This window comes from Sandarakinorhabdus sp. DWP1-3-1 (genome assembly GCF_049896705.1).
Classification (GTDB): Bacteria; Pseudomonadota; Alphaproteobacteria; order Sphingomonadales; family Sphingomonadaceae; genus Sandarakinorhabdus.
In genome coordinates, this window is sequence record NZ_JAFCUV010000001.1 from 1097631 (window position 1) to 1119038 (window position 21408).

Below are 21408 nucleotides of genomic sequence, written 5' to 3' on the forward strand. Positions count from 1 at the left end.
GGGCAGTCTCTCCCTCAGCCCGTCAGCAGACCCTCTCCCAATGATGCTTTAACCGCAACGCGTGCGGCCAAGCAACCGGTTATTGACGCATTGCGAGGCCCGGCGATGCCGGTGGACAGCAGGTTTTTTCGTTGCCGAGCCGTTATCTGTATACAAGTTGCCGAATCCGACCCGCGCCCTGGCATAATCGAACCCTGCTGAGTGGCGCCCGGCGTTGCAGGCGCGACAGCACCGGCGTAGACCGTCGCCATGGTCCGAATCCCGCCCGCCACGCTATTCCTATCGTTCCTGATGCTCGCCGTGCCGGGGAATGCCGCCCCCGGATATGCCGACCTTGCCGACCTGACACTGGCGGCGCCGGTGATCGTGCGCGCAACGATCGCGCGCGCCGAACGCATCGCTGACAAGGACAGTCCGGGGCTGGCGCCCGGCCATGCTCGCCTGCTGATCTCCGCTGCCGTCGACGCGTCGCTGGTCGCCCCCGGCGCCATTCCGGCGACCCTGCAATGGCTGTGGGACGCGCCGCTCGATGCCCGCGGCAAGGTTCCCAAGCCCAAGGGCCAAGCCATTCTCGCCTGGATTGCCGCGCCGGGACCTGACGGCAAGACAAGGCTGATCACCCGTGATGCCCAGCAGCCCTGGGATACAGCGATCGAAACCCGGACCCGCGCCATCGCGGTCGAGGCGCGGTCGGGCGCCGTGCCGATCGTCACCGGCGTCACCAATGGTTTTCGCGCCGACGGCACCGTGCCGGGCGAAAGCGAAAGCCAGTTCTTCCTGTCGACACGCACCGGCCGCGGCCTGACGATGGTCGTCACCGCCAAGCCCGGCCAGGCCCGCAGCGTCGCCGTTTCGACAGGCGATGTCATTGATGAATCAGCGGCAATGGTAAAGGCCGAGACGCTGCTGCAATATCGCCTCGCCTGCACGCTGCCCGCCAAATTGCCTGCCGCTGCCGGGGGCGGCGACCCGGCCCTGGCCGCCGACTGGCAGGCGGCGCTCGCCGCGATCGGGCCGTGCGGCCGCGGGTCCTAGAAGCTGCTCAACTCAACGCCGACGGCAGCGCAATCGGGGTAGATATCGGGCTTGCGCGTCGACACACGCACCGCCTCGACCCCTTGCCGCGCGGCGATCAAGCCGTAGATTTCGTGCGCCACGGTTTCCTGCAGGTTGAACCGGCGCCCGGCGACCAGCGCCAGGATCGCGGTGCGCAGCACGTCATAGTCCCAGGCCTCGGCGACGGTATCGCACTGCGGGAAATGCGCCGCCGACAGCCAGACCTCGACATTGACGCGCAGCCGCTGCGGCGTCCCGATCTCGAAATCATGGAAGCCGATGTCGACCGGCAGATCGAAATCCTCGAGCATGATCTTGCGCCGCCGCGGCGCCAGCTGGTCGGGCACCAGCCCGTGCAGGACGGGGTTGCGGGTCAGGTCATCGATCATGTGTTCACCATGTAAGCAACGTCACGCGGCAGCCCCAGCAGGCGCTGGCCGCCGTCGAGCGTGATCGTCTGGGCGTTGAAGGTCGGCGTGGCAATGATGAAGCGCAGCGCCGCGACGATCTCGTCGACCGCGACACCACGTCGCAGCGGGTTCATGTCGTGTACCGCCTCGAAATTCTCGCGACTCTGCGGCCCGCTGACCAGCGTTACCGCTGGCGCGATGCCGGCACAGCGCAGCCGCGGCGCATAGGATCGCGCGATCAGCTCGGTCAGCCCGGCCAGCCCGATCTTCGACAGCGTATAGGTCAGGTAATCGGGGTTGAGCGCCTGCAGCTTGGCATCGAGCAGGTTCACGACCAGCGCCGCTTCGGCGGCATGAGCCGGCAGTGCCGCGGCAAAGGCGCGGGCAATCAGCGCCGGCGCACGCAGATTCACCGCCATATGGCTGTCGAAGTCCGCCGCGGTGAAATCCTCGATACGGTCATAGGTGAAACGCGATGCCGAATTGACAAGCAGCCCCAGCGGTGGCGCGCCGGCGGCGGCATCGACAATGATGGCGCCGATTTCAGGGTCGGCCAGGTCGCCCGACACCACCGTCGCCGCGCCGATTTCGGCGGCCAACGCCTCGGCCTCCACCACCGACGTGTGGCAGTGGATGACGACATGCCAGCCGTCGGCGGCGAGCGCCCGCACGATGGCGGCGCCGATGCGCTTGGCGCCGCCGGTCACGATCGCTGTCTGTTTACGCGGGCTGGTCATTGCGGCCCCGCCGTTACAGGCCGGCACCGTCAGCGGCAAGGTCAGCGCGACACTGTGTTCTTGTAGACCTTGCCGTCCTTCATGATGACGACGAAATTTTTGTCGGCGTCGGCGACCAGCGCCAGGTGCCTGGTCGGGTCTCCGTCGACCAGGATCAGGTCGGCCAGCGCCCCGGCCGCAACGACGCCGAGCCTACCGGGATAGGGGTTGCGCGGCCCCGACAGCGCCAGCAGCGCGGCATTGCCCGACGTGGCGATCGTCAGCGCCTCGGTGGGCGAGTACCATTTGACCATCTTGGCCAGCAATTGCCCCTGGCCACGCGCCGCCGCCGCGCTGAACAGGATATCGGTGCCCCAGGCTGTCTTGATGCGGTACTTCCGGGCCAGCGCATAGGCGGTGTCGGTGCCGGCATACATGGTCAGCTGCTTGATGCGGCTGGGCGACCCTTCGGCAAAGCGGGAATCGCTGCCGTCGTCGGTGAAGGGCTGCAGCGACCACCAGACGCCCTTGTCGGCCATGAGTTTTGCCGTCGCATCGTCCAGCATGTTGCCATGGTCGATGCATTTCACCCCGGCGGCCAGCGCCTGGCGCACGGCGCGCGGCGTATAGGCGTGGACGGTGGCATAGGTGCCCCAGTTTTCCGCCGCCTCGACCCCGGCGCGCAGTTCGCCTTCGGTATACTGGGTGACGTCGAGCGGATCATAGGCCGACGACACACCGCCGCCCGCCATCAGCTTGATCTGCGTCGCGCCCAGCGCCAGTTGCTCGCGGGCGCGGGTGCGGACCATCGTGGCATCGTCGGCGATCGCCGCGGCGCCGATGCGATCGGCATAACCGAAGCTGCCCGGCGCCGCCGGCAGCTCATTGGGCAGGCGGAAATCGCCATGGCCGCCGGTCTGCGAGATGAAGGCGCCCGACGGCCAGATGCGCGGGCCGGTGGCGAGCCCGGCATCGATGGCCTGCTTCAGCCCGAACACCGGCCCGCCCAGGTCGCGGGCACTGGTGAAACCGCGCATCAGCATGTCCTGCGCCGCCTTTGCAGCGGCGATGCTGACGAAACCGATGTCGGCGGTCAGCAGCGCCGCCTGGGGCAAGGTCGAGAACATGATGTGGGTATGGGCATCGATCAGCCCCGGCATCAGCGTGCGGCCGCCGCCATCGATCACCGTGGCACCGGGAGCCGCGGTGGCGGCACCAATGCTGGCAATGACATTGCCGCGCACCAGCACATCGGTCGGCGGCGACAGCGGCGCGCCGGTGCCGTCGAAGACCCGGACATTGCGAAACAGCGTTTCGGCGGGCGGCGTCTGGGCGACAGCGGGCGCGCCGGCGACGAGGACCGCGACCAGGGTTGCGAACATGCGCATGCAATTTCCGATCGATCGTTCCGCGCGCAGCATCGCACCGGCCGCCGGCCCTGTCGAGATCAGCGCAGCGCCTTCCGCAGCGGCGCGATCGTGCCGTCCGAAGCCCGCGGCGGCAGGCCGAGCAGGCGCAGCAGCAGCGGATGGACGTCAACATTGTCGAAGGGCGGCAGCACCGTGCCGGCCCGGAACGCCGGCCCGGCGGCGACAAAGCTGGCCGCCATCTCGGGCGCCGCCGGATCAAAGCCATGGGCGCCGCCCAGCGTCATGTCCGCGCGCGGCGGCGCCGCCAGCATGTACCAGCCGACATCGGCAAGGCAGACGAGTGCCGGCACCCGCGCATTGCGGCCATATCCGTACCGCGCCGGCATCTGCCCCTTGCGCCAGCATTGCAGGTGGGGCCGCGGCTGCAGCAGCGCGGCGGCCAGCGCCGCCTCCTGCCCCGGCTGCGACTCGATCCCGGCGACGGCGCCGCTGCCGACCAGCCGGAAACTGCCCGCCGGAGCGATTTCGTCGATGCGGATGATGTGGTCGGCCGGCACCGCCGCCATGCCGTGATCGGACACGACGACGATATTGGCGGCGATGCCGCGCGCCTGCAGCCCCGCCACCAGCCGGCCGATCTGGACGTCGACAGCGGCCACCGCCGCCGTCGTCTGCGGTGCATCGGGGCCGAATTCATGGCCATCATGGTCGACGGTATCGAAATACAGCGTCGCCAGTCCCGGCCGATCCGGGCCGTCGAGCCAGCCGAGCAGCGTGTCGACGCGGCGGTCGCCGGGCATGGCGCCGTCGAAGGGCAGCCAGCGCGTCGGCCGCACCCCCTGCACCGGCGCTTCCGAGCCCGGCCAGAACATCGTCGCGGTCTTGATCCCGGCGCGTTCGGCCGTCACCCAGATCGGTTCACCCTGGTCCCACCAGCGCCGGTCGCCGACAGCATCGCGGTTGCCCATGCCAAAGCGCACCCCCGGAATGGCCGCATCCTCCATGTTGTTCCCGACGACGCCGTGATGGTCGGGCCGCAGCCCGGTAACGATCGTGTAGTGGTTGGGAAAGGTCAGCGACGGAAAGCTCGGTCGCATCGCGGTGGCGCGCGTGCCGGCCGCGGCCAGCGCATTCAGGTTCGGCGTGACGCCGCGGGTGAGATAATCGGGCCTGAAGCCGTCGATCGACACCAGGATGACCGGCGGCCGCGACCCGGCCCCCGGCGCGGTGGCGACCCGCGGCCCGGCACAGGCCGCCAGCATCAGCAGCAGCAACAGGATCGGGTGGCGCATGGTTCGTGCCTTTGCAGGTTGCCGACAGCCGACCGGAATCGCTTGCCGCGTCGGCCACCCTGTCGCAAGCCCCTGTGGCAAAGCGATGACGCAGGTGGCGATACCGGGCTGGCGCAACCCGCCGCGCACCCCTAAATCCGCCGCATGGCACAGCCGCCGACCCTCGATCGCTTTTCGGAAGAAACCGCCACCTTCACGGTGCAGGGGAAGGATGCGCCCGATATCGATCGCGGCGTCGCCGCCATCCGCAATGTGCTGCGGACCCTGCCCGTCCGCCCCGGCGTCTACCGGATGACCGATGCCGAGGGCGCCGTGCTCTACATCGGCAAGGCGCGGGCGCTGAAGAATCGTGTCACCAACTATACCCAGGTGTCGCGCCTGTCGCGACGCCTGCAGCGCATGGTCGCCCAGACCCGCGACATGACGATCGTCACTACCAACAGCGAGGCGGAGGCGCTGCTGCTCGAGGCGCAGCTGATCAAGCGCTATCGCCCGCCGTACAATGTGCTGCTCCGCGACGACAAGAGCTTCCCCTTCATCTTTCTGCGGGAAGATCATGAATTCCCCCGCATTTCCAAGCATCGCGGCGCCAAGGCCGGCAAAGGCGTGTTCTACGGACCCTTCGCCAGCGCCGGCGCCGTCAACGTCACGCTCAATGCGCTCCAAAAGGTGTTTCTGCTGCGATCGTGCAGCGACAGCTTCTTCGCCAACCGAAGCCGGCCCTGCCTGCTGCACCAGATCAAGCGCTGCTCCGCCCCTTGCGTCGGCCGCATCGACGACGCCGCCTATGCCGAGCTCGTCGCCGACGCCAAGTCGTTCCTGTCGGGCCGCACCCAGGAGGCGCAGAAGAAGCTCGGCGACGCCATGACCGCCGCCGCCGCGGCACGCGATTTCGAACTCGCCGCGGTCCTCCGCGACCGGCTGCGCGCGCTGACCTTCATCCAGGGCAGCCAGGCCATAAACGCCGAGGGCTCGGCCAGCGACGCCGACATCATCGCGCTGGCCTGTGAGGGCGGCACCATGTGCATCCAGATCTTCTTCATCCGCGGCGGGCAGAACTGGGGCCATCGGGCATTCTTTCCGGCCCACACCGACGGCGTTTCCGAGGACGAGGTGCTGCTCAGCTTCCTTGCCCAGCTGTACGAGGAACTGCCGCCGCCGCGCGAACTGCTGCTCGACCGCGCGCTGGAAGAAGCGCCGCTGCTATCCGAGGCGCTGTCGGAAAAAGCCGGACACCGCGTCGGCGTCAAGGCACCGCAACGCGGCCCCAACCGCAAGCTGATCGAACAGGCCCGCCGCAACGCCGTCGAGGCGCTGCAGCGCCGGCTCGCCGAATCGACCACCCAGGGCCGGTTGCTGGTCGAGCTGGCCGAGCTGTTCGATCTCGACGCGCCGCCGAAGCGCATCGAAGTCTATGACAACAGCCATATCCAGGGCAGCAATGCGCTGGGCGCGATGATCGTCGCCGGCCCCGACGGCTTTCTGAAAAACCAGTATCGCAAGTTCAACATGAACGATTCGCGCATCACGCCGGGCGACGACTTCGCGATGATGAAGGCGATGCTGTCCCGCCGCTTTGCCCGGCTGGAAAAGGAAGATCCCGACCGGACGGCGGGCGACTGGCCCGACCTGGTGCTGATCGACGGCGGAAGGGGCCAGTTGTCGAGCGTCAACGAGGCGCTTTCCGAACTCGGCGTCGACAATGTCTGCGTCGTCGGCGTGTCCAAGGGCTTCGATCGCGACGCCGGTCGCGAGACCTTCCATCTGCCGTCGGGCCGCGAACTCCACCTGCCGCCCAACGCCCCGGTGTTGTTCTTCCTGCAGCGGCTGCGCGACGAGGCGCACCGCTTCGCCATCGGCGCCCACCGCGCCAAGCGATCGAAGGCGATCGCCGCCAATCCGCTCGACGATGTTCCCGGCATCGGCCCGGCGCGCAAGAAGGCGCTGCTGATGCACTTCGGCACCTCGCGGGCGGTGCGCGGCGCGACGCTGGAGGACTTGGAGCGCGCGCCCGGTATCTCGCGGCTGATGGCGGAGGCGATCCACCAGCATTTCCACCCGCGCGGATGATGCAGCCTCTTTACAGCCGCCGCGTGCAGGCGCAGCGCTATCGCTCCCGCCCGGGATGGACCGCACGATGACACTCAGCTTCTACACCGCCGCGACGCCGAATTGCTACAAGGTCTCCGTGACGCTGGAGGAGATGGGCCTGCCCTACGACGTTCATCGCGTCGACCTGGCCGCCGGCGAGCAGAAGACATCGGCCTTCACGACGCTTTCGCCCAACGGCCGCGTGCCGGCGCTGGTCGACGATGGCTTCCCGATCTTCGAATCGGGCGCCATCCTCGTCTATCTCGCCGAAAAGACCGGGCAGCTGATGCCGACCGACGTGCAGGGCCGCAGCCGCGTCATGCAATGGCTGATGTTCCAGATGGGCGGCATCGGCCCGATGATGGGCCAGGCGAATGTCTTCTACCGCTATTTTCCCGAGAAGATCCCGGCCGCCATCGCGCGTTTCCAGGGCGAGGGCCGCCGCCTGTTCACCGTGCTCGACCGCCAGCTCGCCGACCATGAATATCTCGCCGGCGACTACAGCATCGCCGACATCGCCAATTGGTGCTGGGTCCGCACCGCCAAATGGTCGGGCATCGAGACCGAGGGCCTCCCCAATCTGCTGCGCTGGAAGGCCGCCATCGCCGAACGTCCGGCGGCCCAGCGCGGCATCCTGATACCCGAGCCGAGCAAGATGAAGCCCGAAGACACCGACGAGACACGCCGCTTCGTCGACCGCGCCCGGTCCATGGTCGAAATGGGCAAGCGAGAAGCGTGAGGGCCGCGGTTTGAAGCTGTTACCCCGGCCTACGCCGGGGTGACAGCTTATGAAGTGCGCCCCCGATACCCGTCCTCCAGCTGCACCCCGAAGCTGTTCAGCGCCATGCTGACCATCGTGTACTGGCCGACGGTGAACACCAGGTCGATCAGCTGCGTCTCGTCGTAGCGCGTCGCCAACGCCGCCCAGGTCGGCGCGCTGATGAATGGTCACCGACCAGCTCGTCGACCGCCCGCAGCAGCACATCGTCGGGCGCATCGCTGCCCGCCACCGGCCCCGACCGGGCCAGGTCGATATCGCCCTCGCTCATCCCGGCATGGTCGCGCGCGATGGCGACGTGATGCCCCCATTCATAGGCGGCGCGCGCCAGCCAGCCGACGCGCAGGATCGCCAGTTCGCGATCGCGTGGGGACAGCGATGACTTGAACAATATCTGGTTGCCCCAGCGCCCGAAGGCGCCGGCGAGTTTTGGATGACTGGCCAGCGTCCTGAAGATGTTGAACACCTCGCCATCGCCCATCTCGGGCGGACGATTGCCGAGCAATTGTTCGCGCAACGCCGGGTCCCAATCATCGACCGGCAACGGCGCGATGCGCGGCGTGTCGAGACGGTGCGGCAGGTCCATGGCAAACTCCCCTTTTTCGGGAAGATTGCGGCGTTCGAAAGCCGGCGTCAAACCTTGTCGGAATAGAGGAACCGGCCCTTGCCGAGCCGCGCCATGACCTGCCCCAAGTCGGCCTCGGTCAGCGTGAAGCAGCCCTGCGAGCGGCCGACCTTGCCCATCGTCCGCGCCATGACCTCGGTGACGTAGGGCGCGGTGTGGATGACGATCGCTCGCGGCTCGGCATTGCAGTTGCTGGCGTCGAGACCGGCGAGGCGCATCGAGCGGCCATGCTTGCCGACATATTCGGCGCCGGTCACGAACGCGCCGTTGCACGAGGCATAGCTGCCGTCGGTATTGGAGAATTGCTTCAGCCAGCCGCTGTGCGCCGGGTCGGAACCGCGGCCATGCGCCACCAGCATCGATGTCGTCGCACCCGACGCGAGGTCGAGCAGATGAAAGCGCTTGTCGCGTGACGGCCGGCTGTAGTCGGCGATCGCCATGACATCGGCCTTGCCGACCTGCGCGCGGTGGCGCTGGAACGACGCCAGCGCCCGCGCCAGCAGCCGCGGATCGAGCGTGGGCGACGGCGCGACGCTCGCCATCAGCCTTGCCGGCACGGCCGTCATCGCGACGCCTGTTCCAGCCAGTCCGAAAAAACGACGACGATCGAGCAAATCGGCTCCTGTTGCGGTCAGATACCGCGGAAGGTCGCAAAGTCCGCCAGTGGCGCACGCGCAGCGCGCGCGGCATTGGCAGGGTCATCTGCATCAATATAGCCGATCGCCATGCCGGTGAAGAGCATCCGCTCTTCGGGTATCCCGAGAAAAGCCCGGATTGTCGCAGGATAGATCGCCCAGCATTCCTGCGGGCAGCTGTCGAGCCCCTCCTCGCGCAACAACAGCATCAGCGACTGCAGGTACATGCCGAGGTCGCTCCACTGCGGCGGCCCCATGGTCTTTGCCACCGAACAGAACAGCGCTACCGGCGCGCCGAAGAACTGGAAATTGCGCGCGAACCACATCAGTCGCTTCATCTTGTCCTCGCGCGGAATGCCCAGAGCGCGGTACAGTTCCTCTCCGACTTCAAAGCGATAGCGCTTGTACGGGTCGGCCAGCTCCTTGGGATAGATGCTGTACTCGGTCGGCTCCCCGCCCGGCAGCTCGCGGATGCGCTGCTGCATGATCGTCTTCAGCTCGGCAAGCGGTGCACCGCCGACGACATCGATGTGCCAGGGCTGCAAATTGCCACCCGACGGGGCGCGCGCCGCCTTTTCGACGACGCGGCGGATGACATCGGGATCGACCGGCGTGTCGAGAAACCCGCGCACGGATCGCCGCGACGCGACGGCTTCACTGACGTTCATGGCAAGCCCCTACTTTCAAGACGGCGCAGGATTGCCTAGGGAGGGGCGGTGTTGTCCAGCCTCCCCAATCTGCTGACGCTCAGCCGGATCCTCGCCGTGCCGCTGCTGGTGGCGCTGATGTGGGGCCCGGGCGACTGGCAATGGCTGACCGCATTCGTGCTGTTCTGCATCGCCGGCGTCACCGATTACCTCGATGGCTATCTGGCCCGGGCGCAGGGCACGGTATCGAAGATCGGCGTCTTTCTCGATCCCATCGCCGACAAGATCATGGTGGCGGCGACCATCGTCATGCTGGTCCACAGCGGCATCGTTCATGGTGTTGCGGTTATCGCCGCGCTGGTCATCCTGCTGCGTGAGATCATCGTTTCGGGCCTGCGCGAATATCTCGCCGGGCTGCAGGTGTCGCTGCCGGTGTCGCAGCTGGCGAAATGGAAAACGGCGTTCCAGATGATCGCACTCGGCGGCCTGGTGCTGGCCGGCGCCTCCGGCTGGCTGATGCCCGGCGTGCCGGTGCTGGAGGCCGGGCTGATCTGCCTGTGGATCGCCGCCGGGCTGACGCTGGTCACCGGCTATGACTATTTGCGGGTCGGCCTGAAGCACATGGCCTGATCATGGCCGTGATGCAAATCCTCTACTTCGCCTGGGTGCGCGAACGGATCGGCGTCGGCGAGGAGGTGCTGGCGCCCCCGGCGGATGTGGCAACGGTCGGCGAGCTGCTCGACTGGCTGGCGACTCGATCGCCGGGCCATGCAGCGGCGCTCGCCGATCGCGATGCCATCCGGGTGGCGGTGGACCAGGATTTCGCCGGGCCGGCCGGGTCGGTGGCAGGCGCGCGGGAAATCGCGATCTTCCCGCCGGTGACCGGAGGGTGAGCCCCCGTGTCACCCCGGCGAAGGCCGGGGCCCATAAACCACAAACAGTGTTGCAACGGGTGCACCCTTGCCACCGAACCAGTGGTGTATGGGTCCCGGCCTGCGCCGGGATGATACAACCCAAATGATCACCACCCGCACCCAGCCCCAACCCTTCGACACCGCCGCCGAAACCGCGGCGCTCACCGCCGGCCGCACCGATATCGGCGCCGTCGTCACCTTCACCGGCCATGTCCGCGCCGAAAACGGCCTTGAGGCGCTCACCCTCGAGCACTACCCGGCGATGACCGACCGTCAGATGGCCACGATCGCCGCCGAAGCCGAAGCGCGCTGGCCGCTGCTCGCCGGCACTGTCATTCACCGCCACGGCCGGCTGCTGACCGGCGAGGCCATCGTGTTCGTCGCCGTCGCCAGTGCCCATCGCCAGGCGGCATTCGAAGCCGCCGAATTCCTGATGGACTGGCTGAAAACCCGGGCGCCATTCTGGAAACATGACGGCAGCGACTGGGTGGCGGCAAAGGCGAGCGACGATGACGCGGCAGCGCGCTGGGGGGGCCGATGAACGTCACGCTCTATCAATTCAGGATCTCGCCGTTCTGCGACAAGGTCCGCCGCGCGCTCAAGCTCAAGGGCATCGGCTGGACGGTGGTCGAAATCCCCGTCGTGCCGCCGGGCAAGTTCAAGCACGTCAGCCCGACAAATAAATTCCCCGCCGTCGACTTCGGCGACCGGATTATCGTCGATTCGACCGACATCATCGCTCATCTCGATGCCATCGCGCCCGAGCCGCGGCTGATCCCCGGCCGCGCTGTCGAACGGCGCCGCCGGATCTGGAACCGATGGGAGATCACATGAGCAGCGCCGACATCTATCGCCTGAGCGTCGTCCACGGCAAACTCGACGCCGCCATCGGCGACGAAGCGCGCCGGCGGGTTCCCGACGCAGCGCGCCTGAGCCGCATGAAGAAGCTGCGCCTGGCCATCAAGGACCGGATTGCCGGCTATCTGAACCGGACACGCCGCGACTGAGCGGCTGATCACCACCGCCGCTAGAGTGTCGCCGCGTCGACCCGCTCCGCCCAGTCGCGCAGCGCCGGACGCGCCGCCACCAACGCCTGGCCCTCCACGGTGCGGTCGATCACATTCACCATCGATCGCACCGCCAGGTCGGCGATGCCGATGCTGTCGCCGACCAGCCAGGCGTGGCCCTGCAGCTTGGCATTCAGGCCATCGTAGTGCCGCGTCAATTCGGCGACCACCTGCGCCTTGGTCTTGCGGCCCAGCCCCTGATTGACCGCGACCTTGCGCAGCGCGCCGGGCACCAACGCCTGCAGCACGCGGCGCTTGAGTCCAGATTCGGCATGCAGCAGGTCGTCGAGGAACCATTGCCGGTTCTGCGGCCAGTTGCGCATCGTCAGGTCGAAGAAATACAGGCTTTCATCGGCCCAGTCCTCGAGGATCAGCGCATCGGCGCGTTCCCGCGGATCGGCGTGTGTCCGACATCACGATCCCGGAGGATCGCCAGAGGGGCCCGTCCACAGCTTTCACATCATGACAAAACAGTAATGTTCAAGGGGCGTGGGCGCCGAAATGCGCCGGATCGCCGATAAACTTCAGACCGCGCCGGCCGCCGCGAGGCGGGAGGCAGCGGCTGTTCGCCGAAATCGAGCACCGACGACGACAGCACGCCGCCGAGTGCATCGACGACCAGCCGCAGCCGGCGATGCCGCGTCGAAAAGGTCAGGCGGAAGGTGCCCAGGTCCTCGTCCACCCCGGCCTCGGTCGCCGACAGGATAATCCCGGCTTTCAGCATCGGCTGGATATCGGCCGGTGCAAGCTTCAGCCCCTCGGCGATCACCTCGGCGGCGACGGTGAAGCCATCATTGTCGATCTCGATCATGGCTGCAGGCCTTGGCGACTGGCGAACGCCGGCGCAAGCTGTTAGGGCGGCGCCGCGGTCAGAGGATCGGGCGATCGCCGCCGAAAAAGTCGCAAGGCTGAAGCGGGGGAGGAAAGTCCGGGCTCCACGGAACGCGGTGCCGGGTAACACCCGGCGGGGGCGACCCCAGGGACAGTGCCACAGAGAGCAGACCGCCGATGGGCTCCGGCAACGGAGAGACAGGCAAGGGTGAAAGGGTGCGGCAAGAGCGCACCGCGCGACGGGTAACCGAAGCGGCATGGCAAACCCCACCGGGAGCAAGACCGAATAGGGACGGCACGGGTCGCAAGACCCAGGGCAGGAACCGGCCTCGCCGTCCGGGTTGGTTGCTTGAGGCGCCGGGCAATCGGCGTCCTAGAGGAATGATCGTCGCCTGTCTTCGGGCAGGTACAGAACCCGGCTTATAGATCCTCTGGCTGCAGCGCGGCCGCGCATGACGGGCGATTTGCTACGCAAATCCCTCGTTATGCGCGGACTCGCGCAGCTACGCTGCTCACGGACGCGCTGCGCCTTACGACCACGGCCGCCAAGCCGCCCGCTCATCCTCCAACCGTGCCAGCTCCGCTTCCGAAAACCCCCGCCCCAGCCCCTCCGCCAGCGCCGCTGCCGCCGCCGCCGTCTCGCCACCGGCCCCCGCCGCCAGCCGCGCCCACACCCAGGCCTTGCCGCGATCGCGCGCCACACCGCGCCCTGCCGCCATCGCTTTCGCCAGCGCCAGCTGCGCGGGGGCATAGCCGCGATTGGCGGCACGCAGCCACCAGCCGACCGCCGCCCCCGGGTCGGCGCGCCGGCCCTGCCCCTTGGCCGCCATCACCCCCATCAGCGTTTCGGCAACCGCCGAGCCGCGGTCCGCCAGCGGCCGCAGCGCCCGCCGTGCGGCGCCATAATCCGCCGCGGCATAGGCCGTCAGCCCGGCCTGCAACGCAGCGCTCGCATCCGCCGCGCGCACCGGGGAAGCCGTCAGCAGGCCCAGCGCAATCAACATGATCCTCATCATCGCCCGGCCCATAGCCCCATCGCCGCCACCCGTCACCCCGACCGCAGCAGCGCCACCCCGGCGTCGCGCTCGAACAGGTACAGCAGCACCCGCGCCGCCTGCCCGCGCGCGCCATCCAGCCCACCGTCGCGATCGAGCAGCAGCCGCGCATCGTCGCGCGCCATGCCGACGAATTTCGCCGTGCGCTCAGGATCGGCAAGCCGGAACGCCGCCTCTCCCGATTGCCGCACGCCGAGAATTTCGCCCGCACCGCGCAGCCGCAGATCCTCCTCGGCGATGCGAAAGCCGTCGTTGGTCTCGCGCATCAGCTTCAGCCGCGCCTTGGCCGTCTCCGACAGGTCGGTCCCCCGCAGCAACAGGCACACCGATCGCCCCGGCCCACGCCCGACCCGGCCGCGCAGCTGGTGCAATTGCGCCAGGCCGAAGCGTTCCGCCGCCTCGATGATCATCAGCGTCGCATTGGGCACGTCGACGCCGACCTCGATCACCGTCGTCGCAACCAGAAGGCCGAGATTGCCGCTGGAAAATTCGGCCATCACCGCGTCCTTCTCGGCGGGCTTCATCCGGCCGTGCACAAGGCCCACACCCCCGCCGAAGCGCGCTCGCAGCATCGTCGCGCGCAGCTCCGCCGCCGCCTCGTCTCCCGTCTCCGTCCCCTCGACCAGTGGGCACACCCAGTATGCCTGGCCGCCGCCCGCCAGATGTCGGCCCAGCGCCTCGACGACCTCGTCCATCCGCTCCACCGCCGTCACCCGCGTTTCGATCGGTTGCCGCCCCGGTGGCAGCTCGTCGATCTGCGATCCGTCCATCTCGCCATAGTTGGTCAGCGCGAGGCTGCGCGGAATCGGCGTCGCCGTCATCGCGATCAGGTGCGGCGGCGCCTTGGCCTTGGCGGCGAGCAACAGCCGCTGCGCCACGCCGAACCGGTGCTGCTCATCGACGACGACCAGCCCCAGGTCGTCGTAATCGACCGCATCCTGGAAGATCGCGTGGGTGCCGATCAATATGTCGATCCGCCCCATCGCCAGATCGTCGAGCAGGTCAGCCCGCACCTTGCCCTTGTCGCGCCCGGTCAATATCGCCACCCGTACCGGCAGGTCCCCGAGCAGCTTGCTGATCGTCGCAAAATGCTGCCGCGCCAGAATCTCGGTCGGCGCCAGGAACGCCGCCTGCGCCCCGGCCTCCACCGCGGTCAGCATCGCCAGCAGCGCCACCAGCGTCTTGCCCGACCCGACATCGCCCTGCACCAGCCGCAGCATCGGCGACGATTGCGCCATGTCGCCGGTGATCTCCGCCAGTACGCGGCTTTGCGCCCCGGTCATCGCCCAGGGCAGCGACGCGATCAGCGGCGCCGTCAGACGGCCATCCCCCGCCAGCGCGCGCCCTTTGCGCATTCGCGTGTCGCGCCGCACCAGCAGCAGCGCCAGCTGGTTGGCGAGCAATTCGTCATAGGCCAGGCGGTCCTTGGCCTTGCCTTCCCCCTGCAGGTCATGCGCCGCCGCCAGCGCCGCCCGCCACGGCAACCACTGGTGGCGCTCCAGCACGCTCGGCTCGATCCATTCGGGCAGCTCGGGCGCGCGCTCCAGCGCCATGTTGATGATCTGGCCCATGCGGCGATTGCTGACGCCTTCGGTCAACGGATAGACCGGCTCGCGCAGCATCGGCCCCATCGGCTCGCCGGGCAGTGCTATCTCCGGATGGCTGATCTGCAGCGACTGGCCATAGCGGTCGAGCTTGCCGGTGATCCGCCGCTGCTGCTGGATCGGCAGCTTCGATCGCGCCCAGGCGCCCGACTGGCCAAAGAACACCAGGTCGACCCATTGCCCGCCGCTGTCGACGGCCCGCGCCCTGAGCGGGCTGCGCGGCCCGCCGCTGTCGTGCCGCACGATGGTCAGCACCACGACGATCGGCCGCCCGACGAGCGATTCGTCGATCTGTTCGACCTGCACCCGGTCGATCGCCATCACCGGCAGGTGAAACACGAGGTCGAGCGCACGATTGAGCTTCAGCCGGGCCAATTGCCGCACCAGTGCGGCACCCACGCCCTTCAGCGCGGCGGTTTCCGTGAACAGCGGGTTGAGGATGGCGGGCCGCATGGCTAGGGACAGTCATAGCCGCCGCGTGCCCGATTTCAAACGGGCCCGCGGCATTTGGAGTTTGCGATGGAAGCGGCCAACGACGGCATCACGCACGACCACCGGCTGCGCCGCTTGCGCTTCCGCGCCTGGCACCGCGGCACCCGCGAGGCCGACCTGATGATCGGCGGCTTTGCCGACCGCTACGCCGCCGGCTGGAACGACGCCGAACTGCGCTGGTTCGAAGCGCTGCTCGACGAACAGGATGTCGACGTCATGGGCTGGGCCTTCGGCACCATCGCGGCCCCTCCGGCGTTCCACGGGCCGATGCTGGATGCGTTGAAAAAGCTGGATTATGTTTCGCTCACCATGCGCTGACCCGAAGTGATCGATCTCCGCCGCTTCGTCGCCGCCACGTCGCCGCTGACACTTGCCCGCTGCGCCCCCGGCTTCCTGCCCTGGCTGATGGCCGACGTTGCCCGCGCCGCGGCTGGCCGCGCCGTCTTCATCGCCGCCGACGACAGCAGCGCCCGGGCGCTGGCCGACGCCGCCGGCTATTTCGCGCCCGAGATCGAGGTGCTGACCCTGCCGGCCTGGGATTGCCTGCCCTATGACCGCGCCTCCCCGGGGCTTCGGGTGGCCGCCGAACGCCTCGCCGCCCTGTCGGCGCTGGAACGCAAGCCCGCCGGCGCGCAACTGCTCGTCACCACCATCAACGCCTTCACCCAGCGCACCTTGCCGCCGGCGCGCATCGCCGCGCTGACGGCGCGGATCGAGGCCGGCACCCGCATCGATCGCGACCAGCTTGCGAAGAAACTTGCCGCCAACGGCTTTGTCCGCACCGATACGGTGATCGAGGCCGGCGAATATGCGGTGCGCGGCTCGCTGCTCGACCTGATGCCCGCGGGCTCGGAACACGCCCTCCGACTCGACTTCTTCGGTGACGAGGTCGAGACGCTGAGGAAGTTCGATCCGGCCAGCCAGCGCACACTCGGCCCTGCCGACGGCTTTACCCTGCTGCCGGTCAGCGAGGTGCTGCTCGACGAGGATCGCATCCGCAATTTCCGCTCGGGCTATCTCGAACGCTTCGGCGCCACCGCCACCGGCGACCCGCTGTACGAAGCAGTCAGCGACGGCCGCCGCCTTGCCGGCATGGAACATTGGCTGCCGTTGTTCGAACCCGAACTCGCCACCGTCTTCGACTATCTCGGCGACGATGCCGTCATCGTCCGCGAGGCCGGTGCCGACAAGGCCGCCGAGGATCGCTTCGCCGCCATCGCCGACTATCACGACAACCGCACCGCGGCGCTGTCAGGCAAGAAGGGTAGCTATCGCCCGCTGCCCGCCGACGCGCTGTACCTCGCCAAGGACGAATGGGCCGGCCTGCTAAAATCCCGCACCGTCCACGTCGCGTCTCCCTATGGCGTGCCCGACGGCACCCGCAACACCATCGATTGCGACGCCGATCCGGCCCGCGACTTCGCCCCCGAGCGCATTGCCCAGGCCAATGGCGGCGCGCCGGTCTACAGCGAGATCAAGACCCACATCCACGACCGCCGCACCGCCGGCGACCGGCTGATCCTCGCCAGCTATTCGAACGGTGCCCGCGAGCGGCTGCGCGGGCTGTTGGCGGACGAAGGCATCGACCGCCTCGCCGTCGCCGACAGCTGGCAGGAGGCGCTTGGCCTGACCGCCAAGGGCCAGGTCGCGCTGACCGTCGTGCCGCTGGAGCATGGCTTCACCCGCACCGAGCCCAAGTCGGCGTTGCTGGTGCTGACCGAACAGGACATGCTCGGCGACCGCCTCGTGCGCCGCAAGCGCTCGGCGAAAAAGGCCGATGCCTTCATGGCCGAGCTGGCAATGCTGACGCCGGGCGACCTGCTCGTCCACCGCGAGCACGGCATCGGCCGCTACGAAGGCCTCGTCGCCATCGAGATCGCGCGCCGCCCGCATGATTGCGTCGCGCTGACCTACGACGGCGGCTCGAAACTCTACGTCCCGGTCGAGAATATCGACGTGCTCAGCCGCTACGGCAGCGAGTCCGAAGGCGTCGGCCTCGACAAGCTGGGCGGCGTCGCCTGGGCCGCCCGCCGCGGCCGCATGAAGGATCGCATCCGCGAGATCGCCGGCGAGCTGCTCAAGACCGCCGCCGAACGCTCCTTGCGCGAGGCCGAGCCGGCGATCGTCGACCCGCACGGCTATGCCGCCTTTGCCGACCGCTTCCCCTATATCGAGACCGACGACCAGCTTCGCGCCATCGACGATGTGCTCGGCGACCTCGCCTCGGGCCGCCCGATGGACCGGCTCGTCTGCGGCGACGTCGGCTTCGGCAAGACCGAGGTGGCATTGCGCGCCGCCTATGCCGCGGCGCTGTCGGGCATGCAGGTCGCCGTCGTCTGCCCGACGACATTGCTCGCCCGCCAGCATTTCGCCGGCTTTGCCGAACGCTTCTCCGGCCTGCCGATCGAGGTTCGCCAGCTATCGCGGCTGGTCACCGCCAACGACGCCAAGGCGACGCGCGAGGGCATCACCGACGGCACCGTCGACATCGTCGTCGGCACCCATGCCATCCTCGCCAAGTCGGTCGATTTCAAGCGCCTCGGCCTCGTCATCGTCGACGAGGAACAGCGTTTCGGCGTCACCCACAAGGAACGGCTGAAGGCGATGAAGGCCGATGTCCATGTCCTGACGCTGACCGCCACCCCGATCCCGCGCACCCTGCAGATGGCGCTGACTGGCCTTCGCGAAATGTCGATCATCGCCACCCCGCCGGTCGATCGCCTCGCCGTGCGGACGTACGTGATGCCCTTCGACGAGGTCGTGCTGCGCGAGGCACTGCTGCGCGAACATTATCGCGGCGGGCAGAGTTTCTTTGTCGTGCCGCGCATCGCCGACCTCGCCGATATCGAACAGTTCATCCGCGAACAGGTGCCCGAGGTGAAGCCCGTCACCGCGCACGGCCAGATGGCGCCGACCGAAGTCGAGGAGCGGATGAGCGCCTTTTACGACAAGCAATATGACGTGCTGCTGTCGACGACGATCATCGAATCGGGCCTCGACATTCCATCCGCCAACACATTGATCGTCCACCGCGCCGATCGCTTCGGCCTCGCGCAATTGTACCAGATCCGCGGCCGCGTCGGGCGCGCCAAGACCCGCGCCTATGCGTATCTCACGACGCCCGCCGACCAGTCGATCACCGAAGGCGCCGAAAAACGCCTGCAGGTGCTCAGCGCGCTCGACACGCTCGGCGCCGGCTTCCAGCTCGCCAGCCACGATCTCGACCAGCGCGGTGCCGGCAACCTGCTCGGTGACGAACAATCGGGCCATATCAAGGAGATCGGCTTCGAGCTCTACCAGTCGATGCTGGAGGAGGCGATCCTCGAGGCCCAAGCCACCGCCAAGGGCGTCAAGCCGCCGGCCGAAGCCTTCAGCCCCCAGATCACCGCCGAAGTGCCGATCCTCATCCCCGAGGATTATGTGCCCGACCTCAACGTCCGCATGGCGCTCTACCGCCGTCTCAACGAGATGCAGGGCCGCCAGGACATCGACGGCTTTGCCGCGGAAATGATCGATCGCTTCGGGCCGCTGCCGCTGGAAGCATCGAACCTGCTCGCCATCATCGAGATCAAGCTGGCGTGTCTGGGCGCCGGCGTCGCCAAGCTGGAGGCGGGGCCCAAGGGCGGCCTCGTCACGTTCCAGAACGACCATTTCAGCAACCCCGACGGCCTGATGGCCTATATCGACCGGCTCGGCGCGCGCGCCAAGATCCGGCCGGACCAGAAGCTGTTCATCGCCGCGGACTGGGCGGCCGACTCGGCCCGGCTCAAGGGTGCGCTGCAGGTCGCCTCGACGCTTGCCAAGCTCGCCGCCGGTGCGACCGTCAAGCCCGCGGCACCCAGGCCCGCGGGCAAGGCGCTGCCGCCGGCGAAACTGGCACCGCCGCGTCCCAGCGTGTTCAAGGCGAAGGTAAAGGGCCGCTGACGTGCCGCGGCGGAGACTGGTCGCCTACCCAGCCAGCTCCGCCACCCGCCAGCCGTTGCAGAACGTCTCCAGCGCCGCCAGCTGCATCGGCGGCGCCACCTGGTAACCTTGAATCGCATCGCAGCCCGCCAGCCGCGTCGCCTCCAGCTGGACATCGTCCTCGACACCCTCGGCGACGACCGTCAGCCCCAGCTGCTTCGACAGCCGCACCACGGTCTCGACGACGACACGCTCGCGCGGGGACCCGGTCAGCCCCAGGGTGAAGCTGCGATCGAGCTTGATCTGGTCGATCGGCAGCCGCGCCATCCACGCCAGCGACGAATAGCCGGTGCCGAAATCATCGAGCGCCACCTTGACCCCCGTCGCGCGCAGCCGCGCCAGCAGGTTCACCGCGCCGCGCATGTCGTCGATCAGCGCGCCTTCGGTGACTTCGAGCGTCAGCCGCTGTCGCGCCAGTCCCGATGCCGCCAGCGCCGCCTCGAGCGCCTCGGCAAAACCCGGGTCGGCCAGGTCGGCGGCGGTGACATTGACTGACAGCTTCAGCCGCGCCAGCCGGCCGAGCCAACGCGCCGCCTCGGCGATCGCCCGCTCGCGGATATGGCGGCCAAGCTTGATGGCCAGCTCCGCCGACGCCGCGGTTTCGAGCAGCGTTTCCGCCGGCAGCAGCCCCAATTGCGGGTGTTCCCAGCGCACCAGCGCCTCGACAGCGGCGATCTGCCCGCTGGCCAGCGCCATCTGCGGCTGGAAAACGAGCGCGATGTCGCCATTCTCGATGGCGTCGTGCAAGTCGGATTCGAGGTCGGCCATGCGCGTCAGCGGGTCGCCGCCGGGTTCGGTCTGGAAGACCTCCACCGTCCCGGCCTCGCCGGTGCGCGCCATCGCCAGCGCCGCCGTGGCACGACGGATGATCGCCGCGGCGTCGCTTTCCGCCCGCTCACCATCGCTGTCGCCTTCCTCGTCGGCACTGGCGGCGATACCGACCCGCGCCGACAAATGGATGACATGGTCGTCGACGACGAACGGCCGCTCGAACGCCGCCGCCAGCGCATGCGCCAGCCGCGTCGCATCGGCCAGCACCAGCCGCCCGGCCGTCGCCACCGCAAATTCCGCCGCCGCCAGGCGTCCGAGCAGGCGGGTTTCGCCATCGATGCCGCGGTGGCTGCGCGCATCGACGATCTGCGACAGCCGCAGCGCAACCGCGCTCAGCACGCGATCGGCAACGGCGCGGCCATAGGCGGCATTGATCTGGGCAAAGCGGCCGACACCGACGGCGAGCACATAGACCGGCTGCGGGCGCCCGGGCTCGGCCAGCCGCGCGGCGATCCAGCCCTGCAACAGGTCGCCGGTGGCAAGCCCCGTCAGCGTGTCGTGGCGGCGGTCGGTGCCGCCACCCGTCTCGAGCGCCTCGGTCGCCGCGTCGAGCCGCCGGGCGTGGCGCGCCGCCAGCCGCAGCGCATTGCCGAACGTTGCGGCGCCGAACGGGCTGACCAGCACGCCGGTGGCGCCGGCATCATGGGCGGCGCTGGTGGCGCCGCTGTCGGCTCGCGACAACAGCACCAGCATGGCACCGCGGCGCTCCTCGACGGCCGGGCCGAGCGCCTTGGCAACCACCATACCCGGCGCCAGCGCGCCGCGGGCGTCGACGACGACCAGCCGCGCCGGTTCATCGGCAAATCGTTCCTCGGCACGTTCGGTACGGCGTTCGATGCGCGGCACCATTCCGGTCGCCGTCACCGATGCCGCGACCTCGTCGGCATAGCGGGGGGACACGATCAGCACTGGTAGCGCCGCAGGCATCGGCATTCACGCTCCGCCCGGCGACAGCGGTGTCGCATCCCGGGTCCGATCGTTCATAGCAGCGCTATCGGCAAGTGCCAGCCGCAACTGGGTCGCAGCCCGCC

General features: G+C 68.4%; 23 protein-coding genes and 1 other RNA gene. 11 read left to right on the forward strand and 13 right to left on the reverse strand.

Annotated features, from left to right (window positions below; translation table 11 throughout):
* Positions 1-249: 249 nt before the first annotated feature.
* Positions 250-1035 (forward strand): hypothetical protein, encoded by a 786-nt coding sequence (locus ACP7AI_RS05215; RefSeq protein ID WP_426164835.1) that lies wholly within the window; start codon positions 250-252, stop codon positions 1033-1035.
* Here ACP7AI_RS05215 and ACP7AI_RS05220 read toward each other — a convergent pair.
* From ACP7AI_RS05220 to ACP7AI_RS05235, 4 genes are all read right to left on the reverse strand, one after another.
* Entirely contained in the window at positions 1032-1445 is a 414-nt protein-coding gene (locus ACP7AI_RS05220; protein ID WP_426164837.1) for a dihydroneopterin aldolase, read from the reverse strand. The two genes, ACP7AI_RS05215 and ACP7AI_RS05220, sit on opposite strands and share 4 nt — an antisense overlap.
* A complete protein-coding gene (locus ACP7AI_RS05225; protein WP_426164839.1) occupies positions 1442-2203 on the reverse strand; it encodes an SDR family NAD(P)-dependent oxidoreductase in 762 nt (253 codons plus the stop codon). The genes ACP7AI_RS05220 and ACP7AI_RS05225 overlap by 4 nt, the downstream gene beginning before the upstream one ends.
* 41 nt (positions 2204-2244) lie before the next feature.
* Positions 2245-3564 carry an amidohydrolase family protein gene (locus ACP7AI_RS05230; protein ID WP_426164841.1) on the reverse strand — a complete coding sequence of 440 codons (1320 nt, stop codon included), beginning with the start codon at positions 3562-3564 and terminating at the stop codon, positions 2245-2247.
* 65 nt (positions 3565-3629) lie between these two features.
* Entirely contained in the window at positions 3630-4844 is a 1215-nt protein-coding gene (locus tag ACP7AI_RS05235) for an ectonucleotide pyrophosphatase/phosphodiesterase (protein ID WP_426164843.1), read from the reverse strand.
* Between the two features lie 144 nt (positions 4845-4988).
* Between ACP7AI_RS05235 and uvrC the strand changes: the two genes are divergently transcribed.
* Both uvrC and ACP7AI_RS05245 read left to right on the forward strand, forming a co-directional pair.
* Positions 4989-6914 carry an excinuclease ABC subunit UvrC gene (uvrC, locus tag ACP7AI_RS05240; RefSeq protein WP_426164845.1) on the forward strand — a complete coding sequence of 642 codons (1926 nt, stop codon included), beginning with the start codon at positions 4989-4991 and terminating at the stop codon, positions 6912-6914.
* Between the two features lie 55 nt (positions 6915-6969).
* Positions 6970-7674, forward strand: a complete 705-nt coding sequence (locus ACP7AI_RS05245; protein ID WP_426164847.1) for a glutathione S-transferase family protein — start codon at positions 6970-6972, stop codon at positions 7672-7674.
* A 47-nt stretch (positions 7675-7721) separates the two neighbouring features.
* Here the strand turns inward: ACP7AI_RS05245 and ACP7AI_RS05250 are convergent, their stop codons facing one another.
* From ACP7AI_RS05250 to ACP7AI_RS05265, 4 genes are all read right to left on the reverse strand, one after another.
* A complete protein-coding gene (locus tag ACP7AI_RS05250; RefSeq protein WP_426164849.1) occupies positions 7722-7853 on the reverse strand; it encodes a hypothetical protein in 132 nt (43 codons plus the stop codon).
* Complete coding sequence (locus tag ACP7AI_RS05255) at positions 7823-8299, reverse strand: carboxymuconolactone decarboxylase family protein (protein ID WP_426164851.1); 477 nt, start codon at positions 8297-8299, stop codon at positions 7823-7825. Before ACP7AI_RS05255 ends, ACP7AI_RS05250 begins: the two co-directional genes overlap by 31 nt.
* A gap of 47 nt (positions 8300-8346) precedes the next feature.
* Complete coding sequence (locus tag ACP7AI_RS05260) at positions 8347-8904, reverse strand: murein L,D-transpeptidase catalytic domain family protein (RefSeq protein WP_426164853.1); 558 nt, start codon at positions 8902-8904, stop codon at positions 8347-8349.
* 65 nt (positions 8905-8969) lie between these two features.
* Positions 8970-9641 (reverse strand): nitroreductase, encoded by a 672-nt coding sequence (locus tag ACP7AI_RS05265; protein WP_426164855.1) that lies wholly within the window; start codon positions 9639-9641, stop codon positions 8970-8972.
* Between the two features lie 51 nt (positions 9642-9692).
* Here ACP7AI_RS05265 and pgsA point away from each other — a divergent pair, with 51 nt between their 5' ends.
* From pgsA to ACP7AI_RS05290, 5 genes are all read left to right on the forward strand, one after another.
* Positions 9693-10250, forward strand: a complete 558-nt coding sequence (pgsA, locus tag ACP7AI_RS05270; protein ID WP_426166562.1) for a CDP-diacylglycerol--glycerol-3-phosphate 3-phosphatidyltransferase — start codon at positions 9693-9695, stop codon at positions 10248-10250.
* A 2-nt stretch (positions 10251-10252) separates the two neighbouring features.
* Entirely contained in the window at positions 10253-10513 is a 261-nt protein-coding gene (gene moaD / locus ACP7AI_RS05275; protein WP_426164857.1) for a molybdopterin converting factor subunit 1, read from the forward strand.
* Positions 10514-10637: 124 nt separating this feature from the next.
* Positions 10638-11075, forward strand: a complete 438-nt coding sequence (locus tag ACP7AI_RS05280) for a molybdenum cofactor biosynthesis protein MoaE (RefSeq protein ID WP_426164859.1) — start codon at positions 10638-10640, stop codon at positions 11073-11075.
* Positions 11072-11368 (forward strand): glutathione S-transferase family protein, encoded by a 297-nt coding sequence (locus tag ACP7AI_RS05285; RefSeq protein WP_426164861.1) that lies wholly within the window; start codon positions 11072-11074, stop codon positions 11366-11368. The genes ACP7AI_RS05280 and ACP7AI_RS05285 overlap by 4 nt, the downstream gene beginning before the upstream one ends.
* Positions 11365-11541: a YdcH family protein gene (locus tag ACP7AI_RS05290; RefSeq protein WP_426164863.1), complete on the forward strand. Its 177-nt coding sequence runs from the start codon at positions 11365-11367 to the stop codon at positions 11539-11541. The genes ACP7AI_RS05285 and ACP7AI_RS05290 overlap by 4 nt, the downstream gene beginning before the upstream one ends.
* Before the next feature lie 20 nt (positions 11542-11561).
* On the opposite strand, the gene ACP7AI_RS05295 is transcribed toward ACP7AI_RS05290, so the two are convergent.
* Complete coding sequence (locus tag ACP7AI_RS05295) at positions 11562-11924, reverse strand: glutathione binding-like protein (RefSeq protein ID WP_426164865.1); 363 nt, start codon at positions 11922-11924, stop codon at positions 11562-11564.
* A 137-nt stretch (positions 11925-12061) separates the two neighbouring features.
* The gene (locus tag ACP7AI_RS05300) at positions 12062-12412 is read right to left on the reverse strand and encodes a DUF6522 family protein (protein WP_426164867.1); all 351 of its coding nucleotides are present in this window, start codon (positions 12410-12412) and stop codon (positions 12062-12064) included.
* A 58-nt stretch (positions 12413-12470) separates the two neighbouring features.
* On the opposite strand from ACP7AI_RS05300, the gene rnpB reads away from it, so the two are divergent.
* Positions 12471-12871, forward strand: an RNA gene (rnpB, locus tag ACP7AI_RS05305) — RNase P RNA component class A.
* Between the two features lie 91 nt (positions 12872-12962).
* Here the strand turns inward: rnpB and ACP7AI_RS05310 are convergent.
* Positions 12963-13448 carry a hypothetical protein gene (locus tag ACP7AI_RS05310; protein ID WP_426164869.1) on the reverse strand — a complete coding sequence of 162 codons (486 nt, stop codon included), beginning with the start codon at positions 13446-13448 and terminating at the stop codon, positions 12963-12965.
* A 32-nt stretch (positions 13449-13480) separates the two neighbouring features.
* Entirely contained in the window at positions 13481-15544 is a 2064-nt protein-coding gene (gene recG, locus ACP7AI_RS05315) for an ATP-dependent DNA helicase RecG (protein WP_426164871.1), read from the reverse strand.
* 66 nt (positions 15545-15610) lie between these two features.
* On the opposite strand from recG, the gene ACP7AI_RS05320 reads away from it, so the two are divergent.
* Positions 15611-15901: a succinate dehydrogenase assembly factor 2 gene (locus tag ACP7AI_RS05320; RefSeq protein ID WP_426164873.1), complete on the forward strand. Its 291-nt coding sequence runs from the start codon at positions 15611-15613 to the stop codon at positions 15899-15901.
* A 6-nt stretch (positions 15902-15907) separates the two neighbouring features.
* On the forward strand, positions 15908-19507 hold the full coding sequence (gene mfd / locus ACP7AI_RS05325) for a transcription-repair coupling factor (protein WP_426164875.1): 3600 nt from the start codon (positions 15908-15910) through the stop codon (positions 19505-19507).
* Between the two features lie 24 nt (positions 19508-19531).
* Here mfd and ACP7AI_RS05330 read toward each other — a convergent pair whose 3' ends face one another.
* The gene (locus ACP7AI_RS05330) at positions 19532-21310 is read right to left on the reverse strand and encodes an EAL domain-containing protein (protein ID WP_426164877.1); all 1779 of its coding nucleotides are present in this window, start codon (positions 21308-21310) and stop codon (positions 19532-19534) included.
* Between the last annotated feature and the right edge of the window lie 98 nt (positions 21311-21408).